Genomic DNA, 19599 nt, shown 5'->3' with positions numbered 1-19599 from the left:
GTCCCTCCTTATTTTTCACCGTAAAGATACATCATGCGCGGAGCACTGTGATCTGTCAGCAATTTTGCAATCATTTGCGATTCCATATCAGCTCCGAACAGCGAATTCACTTTCATTGAAAAGAGTGAGCCCAATCCTTGCTCTGCGCCGTATTCAAAAACTTCCGCCCCTGCCAGATCAAAATCTTCCTGGAGTGCAGCAATGACATCTTCATCGTATCCGAAATCATCCGCCAAATTGGCTTCTACTGCCTGCCGTCCGTTCATAATGCGGCCATCAGCGACTGCTTTTACTTGCGCTTCCGTCATTTCGCGCCCTTCAGCAATGACGTCGACAAAGCTTTCATAAGAATCATTCAGCATTTCCTGCAGGATTGCTTCTTCTTCCGCTGTCATATCGCGTGTCGGGCTCATGATATCTTTGTATGGCCCGGATTTGATGGTAACGAAATCAACGCCGTAGCGTTCTGCTAACTCACCATAATTGACGCTTTGCATAATAACACCCAATGAACCCGTTAAGGTTTCCGGGCTGACAAAAATCTTGTCTGCAGGCGCTGAAATGTAATACCCGCCAGATGCAGCTGTTGCGCCCATCGATACGTAAATCGGCTTTTCTGTGCTTTCTTGGATTTCTTTAATCTTGTCGTAGATTTCAGCGGACTCAACTACTCCGCCGCCAGGAGAATTCACTTTCAAGACGACTGCTTTGACCGAATCGTCTTCACCCACTTGTTCCAATTGTTCCATGAACGCTTGGTGATTATAGCCGGCAGCCCCGAACAGCGACGCTGCTTCCCCTGTGTCCTGGATGACGCCGTCTACGTTCATGACTGCGATTCGTTTGTTAATATCACCTGCTTCGATCACGTTCTCCAAAAATCCAGTATCGCTTGCGCCTATCAACTCATCGACCCCGCTGCCGAAACTGTTTTGGAAAAGGGCAAATGCCGAATTGATGACAATCGAAATTCCCAGTAAAGCAACTGCCGCGACAATCGCTATCCATCTTTTAGTGTTCATAAATGCTCATTCCCTCCTTTGGATGTCTCTTCTATTATACGGTCGAACCCATTCAAATGTTTCATTTAAAGTGTCGGCTTGGGCTCAATGCTGTGAATTCAGCCGGCCTTTTCGGACACTTCTCGCTTCGATCACTTTTGAAGCCGTGAAAATCGCCAGCGCCACCCAGACGAATGAAAATGAAATCACATTGATGCGGTTGAATTCTTCGCCGTATACCAGCACCCCAAGAATCAACATCAGCGTCGGGGCAATATACTGCAGGAAGCCGACCATGTAAAGCGGAATCAGCGGAGCTCCTGTCGCAAATAGGAATAGCGGCAGCGCAGTTGCAGCACCGCTGATCACTAAGAGGAGGTCCGTTGTCGAGCCTCTATGGAGAAACGATGCTTCTCCTGCAGCGAACAGGTAAACGTAATAAGCCAACGCAGCCGGCATGACGAATAGCGTTTCAAGCGCAAGCCCGCGCAAAGCGTTCAGCTTGATCGTTTTTTTGATCAGCCCATAAAACGCAAAACTGAATGCCATCCCGAACGCCAGCCATGGCAAAGTGCCGTAGGAAACCGTTAAAATGGCCACCCCGGCCGCCGCCAGCACAAAAGCGAACTTTATCGCCGGTGACAATTTCTCTTTCAGGAAAATCACACCGAGCAGCATCGATACGAGCGGATTGATGTAATAGCCCAAGCTTGTTTCCACAATCCGGTCATTGGTCACTGCGAAAATATACAGGAACCAGTTTAACGTAATCAGATAAGAAGCGAGCATCAACGTAAAAAACTTCTTCTTAGATTTCCATAAATCTTTCAAATCGCTGAGCAGCATTTTTCGGCCTTGCAGCAAGAAGATGAACGCCACTGTCAGGATCAGCGACCAGACTATGCGCGACGCCAGAATTTCATCACTCGAAACATGATCCAGCAGCTTCCAGTAAATCGGCAGAAATCCCCAAATCGTGTACGTCAGCATTGTATAAAGAATTCCTTTTTTCTCATCTGCCATCATTGAAAATTCACCAGTCTTTCTATTATTTTGTTTCTCGAAATATCAGCCTAATTATATGCCTGCCCATAAGCAAAGTAAACAAAAGAAAAATCAGCCTAATGGATCGGCTGTTTAATATGTTAAGAAAGCTCGTTGACATGCTGTTCATTTGCCGATATTCCATAAAACAGACCCGCTAAAACAAATACTCCTGCCTCTGTCCCTGTCTCTGTCTCTGCATCGCTGCGCTAGCTTCGAGACATGAAAGTGCGTTGAAGCGAAATGAAAAGGACTATCGAAATTTCTCGACAGTCCTTCCACTTCTTATTTATTCATTTCTTTCTGACGTAATTCGACACGGCGGATTTTGCCGGATGCTGTTTTTGGGAGTTCGGACAAGAACTCGATGGCACGCGGATATTTATACGGTGCAGTCAGCTCTTTCACGTGGTTTTGCAGTTCCTTGATCAGCTCATCGGATGGTTCGCTGTCTGGGACTAGCACGACGAATGCTTTTACGATGGTGCCGCGGATTTCGTCTGGCGCGCCGACTACTGCACATTCCTGTACTGCCGGATGCTTGACCAGCGCGTCTTCTACTTCAAACGGCCCGATTGTGTAGCCAGAAGAGATGATGATGTCATCGCCTCGCCCTTCGAACCAGAAATAGCCGTCATCATCTTTGGAAGCCTTGTCGCCCGTGACGTAATAATCGCCGCGGAATTGCATTTTCGTGCGCTCATCGTCTTTAAAATAGCCTTTGAACAATGCTGGCGTGTCGACGTGTACAGCGATATCGCCTACTTCTCCGGCCGGTGCGGGTTCGCCGAATTCGTTGATGATTTCAACGCGGTTGCCAGGCGTCGGTTTGCCCATCGAGCCGATGCGCGTTTCCATCCCTTTCATCACGCCGACAAGCAACGTGTTTTCTGTCTGTCCATAGCCATCCCGCACTTCCAAGTTAAAATTATTCTTGAAGACGTTAATGACTTCCGCATTCAGCGGTTCGCCAGCTGAAACAGCGCTGTGAAGCGAAGATAAATCGAAAGATGCTAAGTTTTTCTGCTTTGCCATCAAACGGTATTCGGTTGGCGTACAGCAAAGGACATTGATTTTGCGGCGCTCTATAATCTGCAGGTAGGCTTCCGGATCGAATTTGCCGTTGTAGACAAATCCTGTCGCTCCGCTTCCAAGCGTTGCAAGGAAGGGGCTCCAAATCCATTTTTGCCAACCTGGGCTTGCCGTCGCCCAAACGAGATCGCCTTCTCTTGCGCCTAGCCAATGCTCAGCTGATGTCCGCAGGTGGGCATATGCCCAGCCATGGCTGTGGACTGCGCCTTTTGGATTGCCCGTCGTTCCGGAAGTATAAGATAAGAACGCCATATCGTCTTTGCGCGTGTCCGCTGCTTTATAAACGCTGGAAGCGATTTCCATTTCCTCCGTTAACGAAATCCATGTATTGTCCGACTTGCCAATAATGAATTTCTTGACTTGATCCATTTCCGCCACGTCCGCAAATTGGTCCATGAATGGTTCATATGCAATCACCGCTTTGGCGTCGCTGTGGTTTAATCGATAGGAAATGTCTTTAGCGCGCAGCATCTCCGAACTAGGTATAACAGCCAAACCGGCTTTCAATGCCCCTATATAGGCAACGTATGCTTCGATCAAGCGCGGTACCATGATCAGTACGATATCCCCTTTTTTCAGCCCTGCTTTTTCAAAACTGTTTGCCGCTTTATTGGCGCGCGCAATCAGTTCATCATATGTAAGTTCTTGTGTTTCCCCTTTGTCGTTCTCCCAAATAATGGCCATCTTGCCATCGCCTGTTGCGAAATTTTCAATTTCTTCTGTCAGATTATAAGATTCAGGTGCTACGAGTTCATTTCGATCCATATTATTATTCCCCCTTGGCTTATAGTAAGTTCTTCTTTTAAAGTATACCGTAAAATTCCCAGTATTCAAAATACTCCTTAAAAAAAGCAAACTGCCCAGTTAGGCAATCTGCTTTTCGATTTGCGAATGTCTATCTAAATCTTACCAATTCAAATTTACAATAAATCATCGTAAACGGCTTTTTTAGGACGCGGAAATTTAATGATTTCCCGGTTTTCCACCGCTTCTTGGATAAGGGCGTCAAACGACACGAATTTCTCGTAATACTCGACTTTCTCGAGCTTAGGCTTTGTTTTCGGATTTGCCGGGGTGAAAATCGTGCAGCAATCTTCAAACGGGCGGATGGAAATGTCATAGGTATCGATTTTCTGGGCTGTCTCAATAATATCAAGTTTGTCCACCGCAATGAGCGGGCGCAGCACAGGCGTATGGGTCACCGCATTGATGGCTGCAAGCGACTCGAGCGTCTGGCTAGCGACTTGGCCAAGGCTGTCGCCCGTGATGATCGCTTGGCATCCGGTGTCTTCCCGCACTAAATCAGCAATGCGCATCATCATCCGGCGCGTCGAAGTCATCGTGATGTTGTCCGGCACTTGCTTATGGACTTCCTGCTGGAGCGCCGTGAACGGAATGACGTGCAATCTGACAGAAGAGCCGAACTGGCTCAACTTCTCCGCCAGGTCAAACACCTTCTGTTTGGCGCGCTCATTCGTGAATGGCGGGCTAAAAAAATGAATCAGTTCCAGACGCACGCCGCGCTTCAGCATATGGTAGCCTGCTACTGGGCTGTCGATGCCGCCTGACAGCAGCAGCAAGGCCTTGCCGGATGCTCCGACAGGCAAACCTCCCGCTCCTGCAAATGTTTCAGCCATCATGAACGCGCCTTCAGCGCGCACTTCAATCTTCAACTCGATGTCGGGATTTTTCATCTGCACAGTCAGGTCCGGGAAATTCCGCAGTACCTGGGAACCGATTGTCTGAACAATTTCGGGTTTTTCATGTGGAAATGCTTTGTATGGGCGCTTCACCGACACTTTAAAACTTTTTCCAGCACGGTCCGTTTTCTCCATCACGGTCATAGCCGCATTCTTCATTGATTCAAGATTCAACTCGCACTCGGTTACCGGACTGAACGACTGGATTCCAAAAACATTCTGCAGGCGGGACTGGACTTGCGCAATTTCCGCTTCGCTGTCCGAATAAATGAACATCCGGTCGCGCTCAGCTTTGACACGTATGCCTGGAAGATCCGAAAATGTCTGCCTGACGTTGTCGCGCAGACGGCCGATAAATGAACTTCTATTTTTTCCTTTGGTGGATAACTCGCCGTAGCGCACGAGGATTTGATTTGTTTTCATGATGGTCAGGCTCCTTTAATGATCGCGTAGACATGTGCAAACGCTTTTTGGAATGATGCTATATCTTCAGCTGTGGTGAAAGCACCAAAGCTGATGCGGATAACGCCGTCTTTGAATTCTCTCGGCAAGCCGATTGCATCGATGACATGGCTCGCAGCCGTGCTTTTTGAAGAGCATGCGCTCGATGTTGAAACAATGACAGATTGCTGCTGTAAACCGGAGACCAAAACTTCGCCTTTGATGCCCTTGCAAGCGATCGCAAGGATATGCGGCGCCGCAGCTTTAGGGCTGACGACTTTCACGCCATTAAAGACGGAGAGAAAATCGCGCACTTGTTGATTCCATATGGCGAACTCCGGCCGCGGCTCTGCAAGCCGCAGGGCTTTTGCAAGAGCCACGGCATCTGCGACAGAAACTGTGCCGCTCCGCAGGCCGAATTCGTGGCCTCCGCCGTACTGGACAGGCACCATTTCCACTCCTTTATTATAGGCTAAAACCCCGCTGCCCTTCAGGCCATGGATCTTATGCCCTGAAATCGTCAGCAAGTCTGGCATGTTTTGCCGGTCTATCGGCACTTTCCCAACACTCTGAACCGCGTCGCAATGCAATAAGGTCCGGGTACCCGCTAATAGTTTTTTCACTTCCGCAATAGGATGTACGGCTCCGATTTCGTTATTGACATGCATCAAGCTAACCAAAACCGTATCATTTCGCAAAGCCTTCTTCAACTCAGACAAATCGATTTCGCCCAACCGGCCGACCGGCAAGCGGGTAATTTCAAAACCGCGCTTTTCCAGTGCATCCATCGTTTTCAAAACGGATGAATGTTCCGAGACCGCGGTAATCAAATGCATTCCGCGTGCTTTGGCCGCTTCTGCAACGCCCTGCAACGCCAAATTGTTGGCTTCAGTGCCGCCAGACGTGAAGATGATTTTTTCCATCACCAACAGATCCGCGATTTGCGCCCTTGCGCCTTCCAATAAATCTTCCGCTTGGTTTCCCATCAGATGGATGGAAGCTGGATTGGCGTAATAGTTTTCATTTACTTTTACAAATGTCTCGAGGATTTCTGTTTTCGGTTTTGTCGTTGCGCTATTGTCCAGGTAAATCATTTTAAACTCCTCCGAAAAGAAAACCACCAGCGCGTCGGCTGGTGGTTTTCTCATTTTATACGCGCCAAGCATCTTCTTTCACCAGTACTTCGATTCGTTTCATCGACCCTGGCTCAAAATTTTCAACTGCTGTAGCCGCTTCTTCCAACGCTTTTGAATACCGGAGCTGGCGGAAAGACTCTTCAGCTTCCATCAACTTGGCGTTCATCTGCGGATTCGTTTTTCTGTAACGGTTGCCGTACTGGATAATGCGCTCAACCAACAGCACATTTTCAACCATTTCATTTGCTTTTTCTTCGACTTCGTCGATGCATTTCTCGGCTTTCGTCAAGTAACTGTCGACCAGTTTCATATTAAGCGGCACTTCCTGCAAACCTTGCATAGCGACGAATAAATGCTCTTCCGCTTCTTCTAGGCGAACATCCATCTCTTCCGGAATCCCCGGAGTGTTCGCTTTATGCAGCATGCGGTCCGTCTCTTGCAGTTGGCGCTTGAGATGTTCCAATTTTTTGCGTGCTTCGTTTTCATCAATTCGCAAGTTTTTCATAGATCCGGCCAATCCGCTTTGGGCAATATGGACTTCAGTAAGCTCTTTGCGGATATTCATCAATTCTTCTTCCAGGCTGGAATAGGCTGCCTGCTCTTCTTCAGTGCGTGATTGAAGCAAATCGAAACGGCGTTGGAGCTCTTCCAATTTATCAAGGCATGCACGCGGAATCGCGGCGTCGCTTTCGGAAATCTTGTAGCTCTGCTGCACGACTGCGCATTCATCATACGTATCGCGTGTCTCACTTGACACCGTATCCAATTGTCTGCCGGTTGCTACTTTGTATTGGTCAACGAAATGCTTCGCCTCTACTTCTTTTTCAAGAAGCTCATAAAATGAATCGATGCGGTCTTTCATCGCTTCTGCTTTCACAGTCGTTTCAGCGATTTTCAACTCGGCAATCTCTCGTTTCATAACGCCCAATTCCTGCTCCATCGCATCCAATTGCCCAGTCAATTCGAGGTGGTTCAAATAATACGATTGTGATTCCATTTCACGCTGCCCGCTCCGCAATTCTTGGATCGAAGCCGGTATTTTCGACTGTACATCTGCCAACAATGGCGGGATGTTGTCGATAAGCGAGAATACGTATTCCCCTTCATCTGCCAAGCCCATAACCGTTTCCCGGGCTTCAAGGTAATTTCCTTCTTCTGTCAAGTTATCGTACTCACTGAACAGCGGCGTGAACGATTCAAGTTTCTTCTCTAGAGGTCCGGCCGCTGCACCATACGAATGCTGGTGCGCCAATAAGGTTTTACGCGCTTGGCGGTATTGGTCTTTCATCAAGTCCATTTCGCTGCGGTTCTTTTCTTCACTGCCGATCAAGTCGCTCAATTCCAAAAGGATTTCGTTCATCTGCTGGTCCACTTTTTCAATTCGGACTTCGATGTCGTGTTCAATCGATGATGCTTTTCCGAAATTGAAACGGTCAATCGCATCTTCTGCGTCGAACAACGATGCGTCGATTTTCGGAATATGTAAGTCCATGATTTCCGTCCAGACAGCGCGCCAGCGTTCGAACATCTCTTCCGTCTGGCCATTCATGTTCAATTGTTTCACTTTCGTCAGTTCTTCGAGTATCGGTTTGTTTTGTATTTGCAGTTTTAACTGTTCCAAGCGTTCAATTTCCGCGTTGTGCTTCTTTCGAAACATGAATCCGACGATAATTACCGCTATTAGAATGATGACCGCAATGATGATATACTTCATCATAAGCCAAATAGCCCCCTGTTCCAAAATCCATTTCCACTTCTATATAAATGCATTTCATGATTCTACTATTTTAACATGTATTCTATTGTTTTGTTTGTGAAATTAGAAGAAATGATAAAATATTTTTATTCTCTAAAGAAAGTTGGTTTTTCCTATGAAAAGAGACGGCCATATTCATACCCCCTTTTGTCCACATGGCACTGCTGACGCATTGGAATCTTATATTGAAAAAGCGATAACTTCAGGTTTCCTGGACATCTCATTCACCGAACACGCTCCCCTCCCCCCATCTTTTACAGATACGACACCGTTGAAAGACAGCGGAATGAGCGTTGAGACATTCGCCCGTTACTTTGACGCCGTTGAAGCCGTAAAAGATGCATATAAAAATGATATCCGGATCCGGGTTGGGCTGGAAGTCGATTTTGTCCAAGGCTTTGAAGAGGAAACGCGCACTTTTTTAAATGAAATCGGACCGCGGCTGGATGATTCGATTTTGTCTGTTCATTTCGTCAAATCGGGGCTCCGCTATTTCTGCATGGATTATTCACCGGATGTTTTTATGGAGTTTGCGGCTGCAGCGGGTTCTGTCGAAGCGGCGTACGGCATCTACTATGATACCGTTGAAGCATCGATTGCTGCTGACCTCGGCGAATTCAAACCGAAGCGCATCGGACATCCAACGCTGGCGCATAAATTTCAGCTGGCCCATGGCGCGAACATCGACGACGAATTGCGCATCAAAGGGATCATCGACAAAATCGCTGAAGCCGGCGCAGAGCTTGATGTCAACAGCGCTGGTTATTTCAAACCGGACTGCCTGGAGCCCTACCCTCCGAAAAAATGGATCCTTTATGCCGAATCACTCGGCATACCACTGGTGTTCGGTTCCGACGCCCACAGCGTCAAAGGCTTGCATCAAGGCTATGACAGAATCTATAATAGATAAATCCACAAACGAAACGAGGGTCTTTTATGTTTACTCAAACAGATTATAGCGGCACGCGCGCGAGCCAATACGCGATGCTCGGCAAACAATTGGATGCCTTGCTCGAAGGCGAATCGAATGCTATCGCCAACTTAAGCAATGCATCCGCTTTACTAAACCAATTTTTAGACAACATCAACTGGGTCGGATTTTATTTAATGGAAGAAGGCGAACTTGTGCTTGGCCCATTCCAAGGCTTGCCAGCATGTGTGCGCATCAAGGTTGGCCGAGGCGTATGCGGCACTGCTGTTTCTGAAAAGAAAACAATGCTCGTCGAAGACGTCCACGCCTTCCCAGGACACATTGCTTGCGATGCGGCTTCCCGTTCAGAAATCGTTGTACCATTAATTAAAAACGGTGAAGTGATCGGCGTCCTTGATATCGACAGCCCAGAACTCAGCCGCTTTACGTTAGATGACCAAGCAGGACTTGAGCAATTTGCTAAAACACTGATTAAGCATCTTTAATCCTTACATTTAAGAGAGCCCCCGAATCATGGAAATGATTCGGGGGCTCTCTTGTTTTCTAAGCTTCCTGCAAATTCGGTTTGACCGCTTCGAAAGCTGCAGCCAGATCTGTTATCAAATCGTCGGTGTGTTCTAATCCGATGGACAGCCTCATTAAGGATTCGGAGATACCCATCGCTTGACGGTTTACTTCCGGTACAATTTGATGCGTCATGGAAGCCGGGTGCTGGATCAGCGTTTCCGGATCTCCGAGGCTCACTGCGATTTTTATCATTGACAACGCATTCATGAACGTCTGCGCTTCTTTTTTGCCACCTTCGATCTCAAATGATATCAAGCCGCCTCCATCGCGCATCTGGCGTTTCGCAATATCAAATTGTGGGTGATTCTCGTCATGCGGGTAAAGGATTTTTGTTACCAGGGGTTCCTGCTTCAGGAACTCCAGCACTTTTTTGGCATTCGAGATATGGCGGTCCATGCGCACATGCAAAGTTTTCATGCCGCGCAGCAGGAGCCATGCATCGAAAGGCGACATGATGGCACCGATATCCTTTTGAACTGTAAAACGGATCGTTTGCATTTCTTCTGCATTCTTGCCGACCAAAACACCGCCGACCACATCCCCATGGCCGTTCAAGTATTTAGTCGCACTGTGCAGAACAAAATCCGCCCCCATTTTCAACGGATTTTGAAGATACGGCGAACTGAACGTATTGTCCACCACTACTCGCAAACCATGTTTATTGGCTACAGCGATAACCGCATCAAGATTAACAATCTCCATCGTTGGGTTGATCGGCGTCTCTACATAGATGCAAACGGTTTCCGGGCGCAATGCTTTTTCGATTTCCTCTTCTGTCGTCATGCTGACCAAATTATGGCCAATGGCGTATTTTTCTTCCAGCATTTCCAGAAGTCCGAACGTGCAGCCATAGATGCCTCGTGAACAAAGGACATGATCCCCAGCCTTCGTCAGGTGAATCAGGATCGCACTGACAGCGGCCATCCCTGATCCGAAGGCCAACGCTCCTCCTCCGAACTCAATGGCGGCCATGCGTTCTTCAAGAACCCGCACTGTCGGATTGCCTAAGCGTGAATAAATATTGCCTCCGCACGTTCCGGCAAAGCGCTCTTCGCCCTCTTCCGCTGTCGCAAAAGAAAACGTCGATGTCTGATAAAGCGGCGTTGCCAAGCTATCGTGGTGGAGCTGGCTATCATAACCACTGTGGATAATAGCAGTTTCCATGTTCATAGATGATTTTCTCATGTTAAAACACCCCTTAGTTTAAATAGAAAGCGCTTACATTTTGTCTTATTTTCATTTTACCGTGAATTGCAAAAAAAGGAAAGCGCGCTTTTCCTTTGACGGAAGCGGCCTGGACAGTCTGATACACGTCATTAGTACAGCTGTCATGAAGAAAGCTTTCCTTTGCCATTGACTTATAGAGCGCGGTCCGGTTATACTAGAATTTGTGTAAAATAATCGCAGCAGTTGTATGTGCGTGTCTGTCCATTTTATTCCTTACTTTATAGAAGGTGTATCGCGTAACTCTTGGCTGCCGAGCGAAGGTACAAGAATATAAAATGGCTTACAGCATGAATGCATCTGGTTTTTATTTTACTTCAAAAACCAAAAACAGAGGAGGAGACATATATGTCTCGTTATACAGGTCCAGCATGGAAACTGTCACGCCGTCTAGGAGTATCTCTTAGCGGAACAGGTAAAGAATTAGAAAAACGCCCTTATGCACCAGGTCAACACGGTGCTAACCAACGCAGAAAAGTTTCTGAGTACGGTTTGCAACTTCAAGAAAAACAAAAACTTCGTTTCATGTTTGGTGTAAACGAACGCCAATTCAAAACTCTATTCAACAAAGCAGGCAAAATGCCTGGTAAACACGGTGAAAACTTCATGATCTTGCTTGAAGCTCGCCTTGATAACGTTGTCTACCGTTTAGGTCTTGCGCGCACTCGCCGCCAAGCTCGTCAAATTGTAAACCACGGCCACATCCTTGTTGATGGCAAACGCGTTGACATTCCGTCATTCAGCGTTAAACCAGGACAAACGATCGCTTTCCGTGAAAAATCAAACAACCTTGATGTAGTTAATGAAGCAATCGAAGTAAGCAACTTCGTTCCTGAATACGTAACAGTCGATGCCGACAGCAAAACAGGCACGTTTGTACGTTACCCAGAACGCAGCGAATTGTCAGCTGAAATCAGCGAGCAATTGATCGTTGAGTACTACTCACGTTAATATCTGCTTTTAACCCCCTTGAAACGGCAAAGCGTTTCAAGGGGTTTTTCTATGCAAAAAAAACCTCAGCAAGAATAGCTGAAGTTTGGATGCAAAGCATTTATTTATAGAAATGAATTTGGTTCTGTTTTAGTGCTTGAGCCAGCGTGTTATAAACTTCGATGTCTATGAACTTGATGCCCAAATGGACAGCTGTCTGTGCGATAACTGGGCTGATGCCTGACAATGCCGCTTTAACGCCGATAATTTCCAAACCACTGATTAGCTGGAAAATCTGCTGAGCAACCATCGTATCAATAACCGGCACACCCGATAAATCGATGAACAGCCTTTCTAGATTGTGCTTCGAGCTCTGCGCCAAGGTTTTTTCAAAAATGATTGCCGCCCTGTGGGAAGTTACTTCCCCGATCAACGGCAGCAAGCCTGCATTTTTCGTCAACAAGATGACCGGCGCGCTCATTTCCACAATCATTTGCTGTTGTTGCTGAAGACGGGATTGTGCTGCTTTTGTATTCTGCGAACAGAACTCACCAATCACTTTGGATATGGTATTGACGATTGCGAAATTCCATTCGTTCAATTGCTCTAGATTGACTTTATCCTGATTCTTCACCGTATACTCCCCGATTATTTCTAAATACTGCAATTGGGTTCGAAAAAATTCTTCAATTACTGCAACAAGAGGCGTCTTCAAATGTGCCTCGTCTTCCGCAATCTCCTTGATCCATTCATGGAAGTTTTCATGGAATTCGTTTTCTTCTTTTAAAAACATCGAACAAAATCGTTTATGAAATTCATGATTCTGGTTTTTAAGAATCGTTATTTTTTCAGGATCGTTCGTGCCATATACTCCGCCTTTGCTTTTATCAAGAGTTTCATACCATTTTTCAGTTAAATCCCATGTCCGTTCACCTATGTAATCATGCATTGCCTGATTCTTAATCATGCTGTCTCTCCTTCTGTTCAATCCAAAACATTTTTCTCTATAATAATACATTATTGTTAAACATGCATTAATGGACTAAACTTTTTCCAGTTGCATTTGAATGTCTGAAATTTATGCCCTTTGCAGCTTGAGCATTTCACGCAAAATCCTGAATATGATAAAATGGACCAAACCGGAGGTGCATTTCAATGCGGATCATATCAATATGTCCGAGCAACACAGAACTTCTCGCTTTTTTAGACGCGGAACATTTGCTGGTTGGCGTCGATGATTACTCGGATTGGCCAAAACCTATCGATTCTTTGCCAAGGCTTGGCCCTGACCTTGCCATTCGGATGGACGAACTGCAAGCGTTAAAGCCCGATTTGGTTCTGGCTTCGCTCAGTGTGCCAGGCATGGAAAGGAATGTCGAAGAACTCATAAGGCGGAAAATCCCCCACTTGATCCTGAACCCGCAATCGCTCGACGAAATTGGCAGCGATTTGCTAGCGGTCGGCCAAGCATGCGGCATTGATGCTTTGCCTGTATATAATGCTTATCAAGAAGTCATTGAAGAAATCAAAAAGCGGTCAGCCGCAGCTAAAACTCGGCCATCCCTTTACTGGGAATGGTGGCCAAAACCCGTTTTCACTCCTGGAAATATCAACTGGCTTAGCGAAATCAGTGAAATTACAGGTGCCAGAAATACCTTTTCCGACATTGAGTCAGCCAATATCCAGACTGATTGGGCAGATGTTGAAAAACGGGACCCTGATTATATTCTCCTTGCTTGGGTCGGCATCATGACTTCCAAAGTTAAACCTGAGTTGGTCCGCAAGCGTCCAGGCTGGGAAAATATGAAGGCTTACGAAGAAATCCATATTATGGAGGAGGAATTATATTGCCGGCCTTCCCCTCGTTTAATCGAAGGCGCAATCCGTTTAGGCAAGCTCATTCATCCACTTCTTTTCGAAGATATGGAACTACCGCAGTTTATCAAGAAAAAACAACTATGAAAAAAGCCAACCTGTAAGGGTTGGCTTTCTTTTTATTTACAATCCTGCACGTCCTCGTTTAGATGGATTATCACTGTCATCAAGAAGGGAATCGCGATCTCCTCTGATGGTGGTATCGCGTTCGCCGCCAATCAGGGGATCACGGTCATGACTATTGTCTGAGCCTGAGCGCCGCTCGGTATCATGCAATAAACCTTCATCACTTCCTAAGCCGCTGCTCCGTTTATTGTCGTCCAGCAAGTCCCGGTTGCTTCCCAATCCAGCGGTCCGTGCTTCATCATCAAATAAATCATGGTCATTTCGTCCAGTGCTTCTGTGCCCAGCATGGGTGTCCGACGCTTGCCCGCGTTCATGTCGGACATCACCGTCGCTTCCAATGACTGTTCTGTCTCCTGAAAGCGTCGAATTCCGATCGCTATCTGCAAAACGATCTCGGTCGTTGCTGTCTGGAATCGTCGATTTTGAGTCATTGACCATGACTAAGATACCGCCATCCTTGAAATGGCCTTCATATTCTTTAGCTTCGTCTTCCGGTATGCCGGCACCAATCAATGCGCCTGCCAAACCTCCAACACCTGCTCCAGCTGCTGCTCCAGTCAGACCGGCGACTATCGGACCTGCTGCTACAATTGGGCCAATGCCTGGAATCGCTAATGCGCCTATGCCGGCGAGTACGCCGCCAAGCCCTCCAAGTGCTCCACCAGTTAATGCGCCAGTAGCAGCGCCTTCTCCTGCATGTGTCCCTGTTTCTTCAGTAACATGCTTGGTTTCTCCTTTATCTTTGCTAAGTACCGAAATATCTTCTGAGCGGTACCCTTGTGTTTTTAAATCCTCAATTGCTTGAATCGCTTCGTTTTCTGAATCGTATGAACCTACCATTCTTGACATCGTGTTAACGCCTCCTATGAATTTGGATTTATTAATTTATGCCTGAAAGTTGTGTCTAATGTTTGGTTACCCGCCGCTTTATTTTTTAAACACAGCGTTCCCAGAAAACAAGAAAAAGGACAGGGGATTAGGCCCGCCCTTGTTCTATAATCCGTTTATTTAATTGAATTGCACCATATGGTATTTCTTCTTGCCTCTGCGTAAAATCGCAAACGCGTCCTCGAGACGGTCTTTTTCATCAATGACGTATTCAAGGTCTGTCACTTTCTCGCCGTTGACGGAAATCGCACCGTTGGATACATCTTCCCGAGCTTGGCGTTTTGACGGGGAAATTCCAGCTTCGACAATCAAATCGACGATTGATTTCGGCTCTTTCGAAAGTTCTACTGAAGGAACGTCTTTAAACGCAGCGCGCATTTCGTGAGCTGACAAAGCTTTTAAATCGCCGCTGAACAATGCTTTTGTGATGCGCTTTGCATCTCCAAGCGCTTGTTCACCGTGGATCAGCTTAGTCATTTCTTCCGCCAGCACGATTTGGGCTTTGCGCAGATGGGCTTCCGCTTCTACGGATTTTTCCAGTTCCTGAATTTCATCACGATTGATAAACGTGAAAATTTTCAAGTATTTGATGACATCCGAGTCAGCTGTGTTGATCCAGAATTGGTAGAATTCATAAGGTGAAGTCTTTTTCGAGTCAAGCCACACAGAGCCGCCAGCGGATTTCCCGAATTTCGTGCCGTCCGCTTTTGTCACCAACGGAATCGTAATGCCGAACGCTTTTGTATTTTCCGCATCATGCGTTTTGCGGATCACTTCAAGGCCGGAAGTAATATTGCCCCATTGGTCTGAACCGCCGACTTGGACGCGGCAATTAAAATTGTCGTATAAATGATTAAAGTCAATCGCCTGGATCAATGTATAGGAAAACTCAGTAAACGAAATCCCAGTTTCCAGCCGCGATGCAACCGAATCTTTCGCCAACATGTAATTGACGGAAATCAATTTCCCGTAATCCCGCAAGAATTCAATCGTGCTCATTTTGCCAATCCAATCATTGTTGTTGACCATCACTGCGCCATTGTCCGACGCAAAATCAAAAATCTGTTCCATCTGGACTTTGATGCCCTGCACGTTCTGGTCAATCTGCTCCATCGTTTGCAGCTGGCGCTCTTCGTTTCTTCCCGACGGATCGCCGATCATACCTGTCGCCCCGCCTACCAAAAGGATTGGCTGATGTCCGTGCAACTGGAAGCGCCGGAGCGTCAGCAACGGCACAATATGCCCGATGTGCATGCTATCGGCAGTCGGATCCACTCCGCAGTACAATGAAATTTTTTGTGCTTCCAATAATTCTGCAAGCCCCTCTTCATCGGTCTGCTGGTAAATCAGGCCTCTCCATTTCAAATCATCCAATAATCCGTTAACCATTCTAATTCCTCCTCTTAATCTTCCACTTCAGTATCTTGCCATTCATTGAAAACAACCTTGATGAAGCCGAAGAAGAGTTGTGCAAAATAAAAACGCCCCTGCATGATATTTCATGCAGGGGCGCATTTGCGCGGTACCACCCAGCTTGGAGAATCCGATTCTCCCGACTCAATATGTGCCGAACGGGGCACAGCCGCAAACTCCAAGCCTGTAATTCAGCCGCTGCGCTTTGACCGGTTCGCACCATCCACCGGCTCTCTTGACAAAGTTCGCACGCCCTACTTCGGACCCTTCTTCGTTTTCATATAAATTATATAAAAATAAGTTTACTTTATTCTCTGACATTGTCAATCTTTTTAGTCCAAAATAAGAGAATATGCTATAATGGAACGAGATTTTAGGGGGGGAATATTGTGCAAGAAAAATTCAGGAAAGTTCTCAGTCAATCTGAAGAAACTTACAATAAATGGACCGCCACCAAATGGTATAGAGGGCTTAATATCACCACCGGCGTCTTTTGGAATTTAGCGATTCTGCTGTTCATCATTCTCATCACGGGCGGCGTTTTTGCCGCTTCGGTCGGTGCCGGCTATTTCGCATCGTTAGTGGACGAGGAAAAGCTCCGCACACCGGACGAAATGAAACAACAGATTTACAGCTACAATGAAACATCTGAAATGTATTTTGACAACGAAGTTTATATTGGCAACATCCAGACAGATCTTGAACGCAAAGAAACAACGCTTGATAAAGTGTCAGATTACGCAATCGACGCTGTCCTAGCAACAGAAGATGAATATTTCTCGGAACATGAAGGCATTGTCCCGAAAGCCATTTTCCGCGGCTTGTTCCAAGACGTATCAAACTCTGATAGCCAGACGGGCGGCTCTACGCTGACCCAACAACTGATTAAAAACCAGATACTCACCAACGAAGTTTCTTATGAGCGAAAAGCGAAAGAAATTTTGCTTGCCATGCGCTTGGAGAAATTCATGGAAAAAGATGAAATTCTTGAAGCATACCTGAACATCATTCCTTATGGAAGAAGTTCATCCGGCGCAAATATTGCTGGTATCGAAACGGCGGCAAACGCTTTATTCAATGTTCCTGCAAGTGAATTGAACCTGCCTCAGGCAGCATTCATCGCGGGCATTCCGAAAGCTCCATACCGCTATACGCCCTATTCTTCGGATGGCGGCAAGCTGAAAAGTGAAGAGCTTCTGCAGCACGGCATCAACCGTATGAAGACGGTCTTGTTCCGTATGAAAGAAACAAATTACATTACTGACGCGGAATACAATGAAGCTGTCGCCTATGACATCACGAAAGATTTCCGCACAGGCGAATCGAGCTCTTTTAAAAAATACCCTTATATCACTGCTGAATTGCAAAGTCGCGCAAACCGCATCATCATGGATGTGCTCGCGGAACAAGATGGCATTGATCCTGTAGAACTGACAGAAAACGATAAACTATACGAAGAATATGCTATATTAGCGGATCGCGCCGTGCGTTCTAACGGCTACCGCATCCATTCGACGATTAACAAAGATTTGTACGATGCACAGGAAAAAGCGAAAAATGCCTATAACGGCTACGGCACGACGTTAAGCATTCAAGCGACAGATGAAGACGGCAAAGAAATTACCAAGCAATTGCCGGTCCAGGTCGGCAGTATGACCGTTGAAAACAGCACAGGACGCATCCTGAGCTTTGTCGGCGGCCGCGACCATAAAGTCGAGGCGCTGAATCACGCAACCCAAGCCTTCCGTTCCATCGGGTCGACAGTTAAGCCTTTATTGGTTTATGGACCCGCTCTTGAATTAGGTGCAATCGGCGCAGGCAGCCCGGTTGTCGATGTGAAGTTCACAATGAACGACAACGGAAATAGCTATGAACCTGCCAACTTTACCGCGATCAGCGAACAAGGCATCATGCCTGCGCGCAATGCGCTTGCCGAGTCCCAAAACTTGCCAGCGCTCCGCTTGTTCGCCCAGATCAAAGAAGATTTGCCGATTCAGTACTTGATGAATAACGGCTTTTCTACTGTAGTGGAAAATGAAAACTACAACGCATCCGCTGCTTTAGGCGGCGGGATTGAAGGTTCTGTCGAAGAAGTGACGAGCGGTTATGCGACAGTTGCCAACGGCGGAAAACGTGTTGGAACTCATATGATTTCCCGCATCGAAGACGCAGATGGCAATATCCTCTTTGAACAGAAAGTCGAAGAAAAAGAAATTTATACACCTCAAGCTGCTTACGTGTTGACCGATATGCTTCGCGACGTATTTAAAACCGACCGCGGCACTGCAAACCGGGCAAACGGCCTGCTCGATTTCGGCAGCGATTTTGCCGGCAAAACCGGAACGACTCAGGAAACACGCGATGTGTGGCTTGTCGGCTACAATCCGAACGTAACGATGAGCGTCTGGCTCGGATATGATAAAGAAAAATATTCGCTAGACAATTTTAAAAACCAAAACTTGATGCCGTCCGTACGTGTAAACCAGCTATGGGCGAGCCTCATGAATACAGCTTATAAAGTAGAGCCGAAACTCGTCGGCACCAAGGAAAAATTCAAGGAACCTAAAGGCGTCGTTTCGCGCTCGTTCTGCGGAATTTCAGGACTTGCCCCTGGTAAATCTTGTACAGCTGCCGGACTTGTAAAATCGGATCTATTCATCTCGAATATCATGGTTCCGACAAAACCGGACGACAGCTTGACGTCAGGTTCTTATACCACTGTCAATGGCAGTCGGTATGCAGCTCTTCCAAGCACTCCTGGTGAATTTGTATCCAGCGGAGGAACGGGCGTCAACCAGGCATTTGTAGACCGTATGTTAGCTCCATTCGGAGGAGATGCCGGAAAATTATTCCCTGGCAACTCCAGATTCTCGAATGTCGTATCTGGCGCTACACTTAACCACGATGGTGTAGCACCTGCTGGAGTCGGAGCCAAACTTAGCGGCTCCACGATTTCATGGAGCAATTCACCATCGAACGATATAGTCGGATACCGCATCTATCGCAGCGGCGGATCTACAATAGCTTCTATTTCTGAATCCAAAGGCAACACTTATAGTCTGCCAGGTCCTGGAAGCTACACAGTCATAGCGGTAGACATTACCGGTAAACAGTCTTCTCCTTCTAACGCAGTAACGATTGAAGAAGCGAAGCCGGAACCTCCGCCGAAAGAAAAACCTAAAGAAGAACCTAAAGAAGAAAAGCCTAAAAAAGAAGAACCTAAAGAAGAAGAAGTGAAAGAAGAAGAGAAACCAGAGGAACCACCTGAAGAAAAACCGGAAGAACCTGCAGAACCGGAAGAACCGGAAGAACCAACCGAGCCGGCTGAGCCTGAGCCAGAACCTGAAGAGCCGGAAGAACCAAAAGAACCGGAAGAACCAACCGAGCCGGAACCTGAAGAGGCCACCTCTACTGAGTCAACAGAAACGGATAGTGGGAGCGAAGAATAAGAAAAAGTCGCAGCTGAAATTCAGCT

At 46.8% G+C, this 19599-nt stretch carries 16 protein-coding genes; 5 read left to right on the top strand and 11 right to left on the bottom strand.

Annotation, left to right across the window (positions count from 1 at the left end; genetic code table 11):
* Positions 1–8 precede the first annotated feature (8 nt).
* From sppA to ezrA, 6 genes are all read right to left on the bottom strand, one after another.
* Entirely contained in the window at positions 9–1022 is a 1014-nt protein-coding gene (sppA, locus tag AC4EHB_RS00470; protein ID WP_490980394.1) for a signal peptide peptidase SppA, read from the bottom strand.
* Positions 1023–1106: 84 nt separating this feature from the next.
* The gene (rarD, locus tag AC4EHB_RS00465; protein WP_490981474.1) at positions 1107–2024 is read right to left on the bottom strand and encodes an EamA family transporter RarD; all 918 of its coding nucleotides are present in this window, start codon (positions 2022–2024) and stop codon (positions 1107–1109) included.
* Between the two features lie 306 nt (positions 2025–2330).
* Positions 2331–3902, bottom strand: coding sequence for an acyl-CoA synthetase MbcS (gene mbcS, locus AC4EHB_RS00460; RefSeq protein ID WP_490973640.1), 1572 nt, complete (start codon positions 3900–3902; stop codon positions 2331–2333).
* Between the two features lie 155 nt (positions 3903–4057).
* Positions 4058–5260: a tRNA uracil 4-sulfurtransferase ThiI gene (gene thiI / locus AC4EHB_RS00455; RefSeq protein ID WP_490980393.1), complete on the bottom strand. Its 1203-nt coding sequence runs from the start codon at positions 5258–5260 to the stop codon at positions 4058–4060.
* A gap of 5 nt (positions 5261–5265) precedes the next feature.
* The gene (locus tag AC4EHB_RS00450; RefSeq protein WP_490980392.1) at positions 5266–6372 is read right to left on the bottom strand and encodes a cysteine desulfurase family protein; all 1107 of its coding nucleotides are present in this window, start codon (positions 6370–6372) and stop codon (positions 5266–5268) included.
* A 55-nt stretch (positions 6373–6427) separates the two neighbouring features.
* Positions 6428–8131 (bottom strand): septation ring formation regulator EzrA, encoded by a 1704-nt coding sequence (ezrA, locus tag AC4EHB_RS00445; RefSeq protein ID WP_490980391.1) that lies wholly within the window; start codon positions 8129–8131, stop codon positions 6428–6430.
* A gap of 154 nt (positions 8132–8285) precedes the next feature.
* Here ezrA and hisJ point away from each other — a divergent pair, with 154 nt between their 5' ends.
* Both hisJ and AC4EHB_RS00435 read left to right on the top strand, forming a co-directional pair.
* Positions 8286–9080 (top strand): histidinol-phosphatase HisJ, encoded by a 795-nt coding sequence (hisJ, locus tag AC4EHB_RS00440; RefSeq protein WP_490973636.1) that lies wholly within the window; start codon positions 8286–8288, stop codon positions 9078–9080.
* A gap of 26 nt (positions 9081–9106) precedes the next feature.
* A complete protein-coding gene (locus AC4EHB_RS00435; RefSeq protein WP_490973635.1) occupies positions 9107–9586 on the top strand; it encodes a GAF domain-containing protein in 480 nt (159 codons plus the stop codon).
* Positions 9587–9644: 58 nt separating this feature from the next.
* Here the strand turns inward: AC4EHB_RS00435 and megL are convergent, their stop codons facing one another.
* Positions 9645–10853 (bottom strand): methionine gamma-lyase, encoded by a 1209-nt coding sequence (megL, locus tag AC4EHB_RS00430; RefSeq protein WP_490973634.1) that lies wholly within the window; start codon positions 10851–10853, stop codon positions 9645–9647.
* Positions 10854–11240: 387 nt separating this feature from the next.
* Between megL and rpsD the strand changes: the two genes are divergently transcribed.
* The gene (gene rpsD, locus AC4EHB_RS00425) at positions 11241–11843 is read left to right on the top strand and encodes a 30S ribosomal protein S4 (RefSeq protein ID WP_490973633.1); all 603 of its coding nucleotides are present in this window, start codon (positions 11241–11243) and stop codon (positions 11841–11843) included.
* Positions 11844–11943: 100 nt separating this feature from the next.
* On the opposite strand, the gene AC4EHB_RS00420 is transcribed toward rpsD, so the two are convergent.
* Positions 11944–12789 carry an STAS domain-containing protein gene (locus tag AC4EHB_RS00420; protein WP_490973632.1) on the bottom strand — a complete coding sequence of 282 codons (846 nt, stop codon included), beginning with the start codon at positions 12787–12789 and terminating at the stop codon, positions 11944–11946.
* A 188-nt stretch (positions 12790–12977) separates the two neighbouring features.
* Between AC4EHB_RS00420 and AC4EHB_RS00415 the strand changes: the two genes are divergently transcribed.
* Positions 12978–13784: a cobalamin-binding protein gene (locus tag AC4EHB_RS00415; protein WP_490980390.1), complete on the top strand. Its 807-nt coding sequence runs from the start codon at positions 12978–12980 to the stop codon at positions 13782–13784.
* 36 nt (positions 13785–13820) lie between these two features.
* On the opposite strand, the gene AC4EHB_RS00410 is transcribed toward AC4EHB_RS00415, so the two are convergent.
* The 3 genes from AC4EHB_RS00410 to AC4EHB_RS00400 all read right to left on the bottom strand — a co-directional run bounded on the left by AC4EHB_RS00410 (position 13821) and on the right by AC4EHB_RS00400 (position 16445).
* A complete protein-coding gene (locus AC4EHB_RS00410) occupies positions 13821–14672 on the bottom strand; it encodes a general stress protein (RefSeq protein ID WP_490980389.1) in 852 nt (283 codons plus the stop codon).
* Between the two features lie 159 nt (positions 14673–14831).
* Positions 14832–16100 carry a tyrosine--tRNA ligase gene (gene tyrS, locus AC4EHB_RS00405; RefSeq protein ID WP_490973629.1) on the bottom strand — a complete coding sequence of 423 codons (1269 nt, stop codon included), beginning with the start codon at positions 16098–16100 and terminating at the stop codon, positions 14832–14834.
* Between the two features lie 168 nt (positions 16101–16268).
* Positions 16269–16445, bottom strand: coding sequence for a hypothetical protein (locus tag AC4EHB_RS00400; RefSeq protein ID WP_490973628.1), 177 nt, complete (start codon positions 16443–16445; stop codon positions 16269–16271).
* A 68-nt stretch (positions 16446–16513) separates the two neighbouring features.
* Between AC4EHB_RS00400 and AC4EHB_RS00395 the strand changes: the two genes are divergently transcribed.
* Positions 16514–19573 (top strand): transglycosylase domain-containing protein, encoded by a 3060-nt coding sequence (locus tag AC4EHB_RS00395; RefSeq protein ID WP_490980388.1) that lies wholly within the window; start codon positions 16514–16516, stop codon positions 19571–19573.
* Positions 19574–19599: the final 26 nt, after the last annotated feature.

It is taken from the genome of Planococcus sp. TJ-302, from assembly GCF_058268455.1.
Note: the sequence above shows the minus strand (reverse complement) of the source record. Positions and strands in the feature narration are given on the sequence as shown.

What these genes read in the sequence shown, in the direction of transcription:
- sppA (WP_490980394.1), bottom strand. Translation starts at nt 1,022, where the DNA reads ATGAACACTAAAAGATGGATAGCGATTGTCGCGGCAGTTGCTTTACTG.
- rarD (WP_490981474.1), bottom strand. Translation starts at nt 2,024, where the DNA reads ATGGCAGATGAGAAAAAAGGAATTCTTTATACAATGCTGACGTACACG.
- mbcS (WP_490973640.1), bottom strand. Translation starts at nt 3,902, where the DNA reads ATGGATCGAAATGAACTCGTAGCACCTGAATCTTATAATCTGACAGAA.
- thiI (WP_490980393.1), bottom strand. Translation starts at nt 5,260, where the DNA reads ATGAAAACAAATCAAATCCTCGTGCGCTACGGCGAGTTATCCACCAAA.
- AC4EHB_RS00450 (WP_490980392.1), bottom strand. Translation starts at nt 6,372, where the DNA reads ATGATTTACCTGGACAATAGCGCAACGACAAAACCGAAAACAGAAATC.
- ezrA (WP_490980391.1), bottom strand. Translation starts at nt 8,131, where the DNA reads ATGATGAAGTATATCATCATTGCGGTCATCATTCTAATAGCGGTAATT.
- hisJ (WP_490973636.1), top strand. Translation starts at nt 8,286, where the DNA reads ATGAAAAGAGACGGCCATATTCATACCCCCTTTTGTCCACATGGCACT.
- AC4EHB_RS00435 (WP_490973635.1), top strand. Translation starts at nt 9,107, where the DNA reads ATGTTTACTCAAACAGATTATAGCGGCACGCGCGCGAGCCAATACGCG.
- megL (WP_490973634.1), bottom strand. Translation starts at nt 10,853, where the DNA reads ATGAGAAAATCATCTATGAACATGGAAACTGCTATTATCCACAGTGGT.
- rpsD (WP_490973633.1), top strand. Translation starts at nt 11,241, where the DNA reads ATGTCTCGTTATACAGGTCCAGCATGGAAACTGTCACGCCGTCTAGGA.
- AC4EHB_RS00420 (WP_490973632.1), bottom strand. Translation starts at nt 12,789, where the DNA reads ATGATTAAGAATCAGGCAATGCATGATTACATAGGTGAACGGACATGG.
- AC4EHB_RS00415 (WP_490980390.1), top strand. Translation starts at nt 12,978, where the DNA reads ATGCGGATCATATCAATATGTCCGAGCAACACAGAACTTCTCGCTTTT.
- AC4EHB_RS00410 (WP_490980389.1), bottom strand. Translation starts at nt 14,672, where the DNA reads ATGTCAAGAATGGTAGGTTCATACGATTCAGAAAACGAAGCGATTCAA.
- tyrS (WP_490973629.1), bottom strand. Translation starts at nt 16,100, where the DNA reads ATGGTTAACGGATTATTGGATGATTTGAAATGGAGAGGCCTGATTTAC.
- AC4EHB_RS00400 (WP_490973628.1), bottom strand. Translation starts at nt 16,445, where the DNA reads ATGTCAGAGAATAAAGTAAACTTATTTTTATATAATTTATATGAAAAC.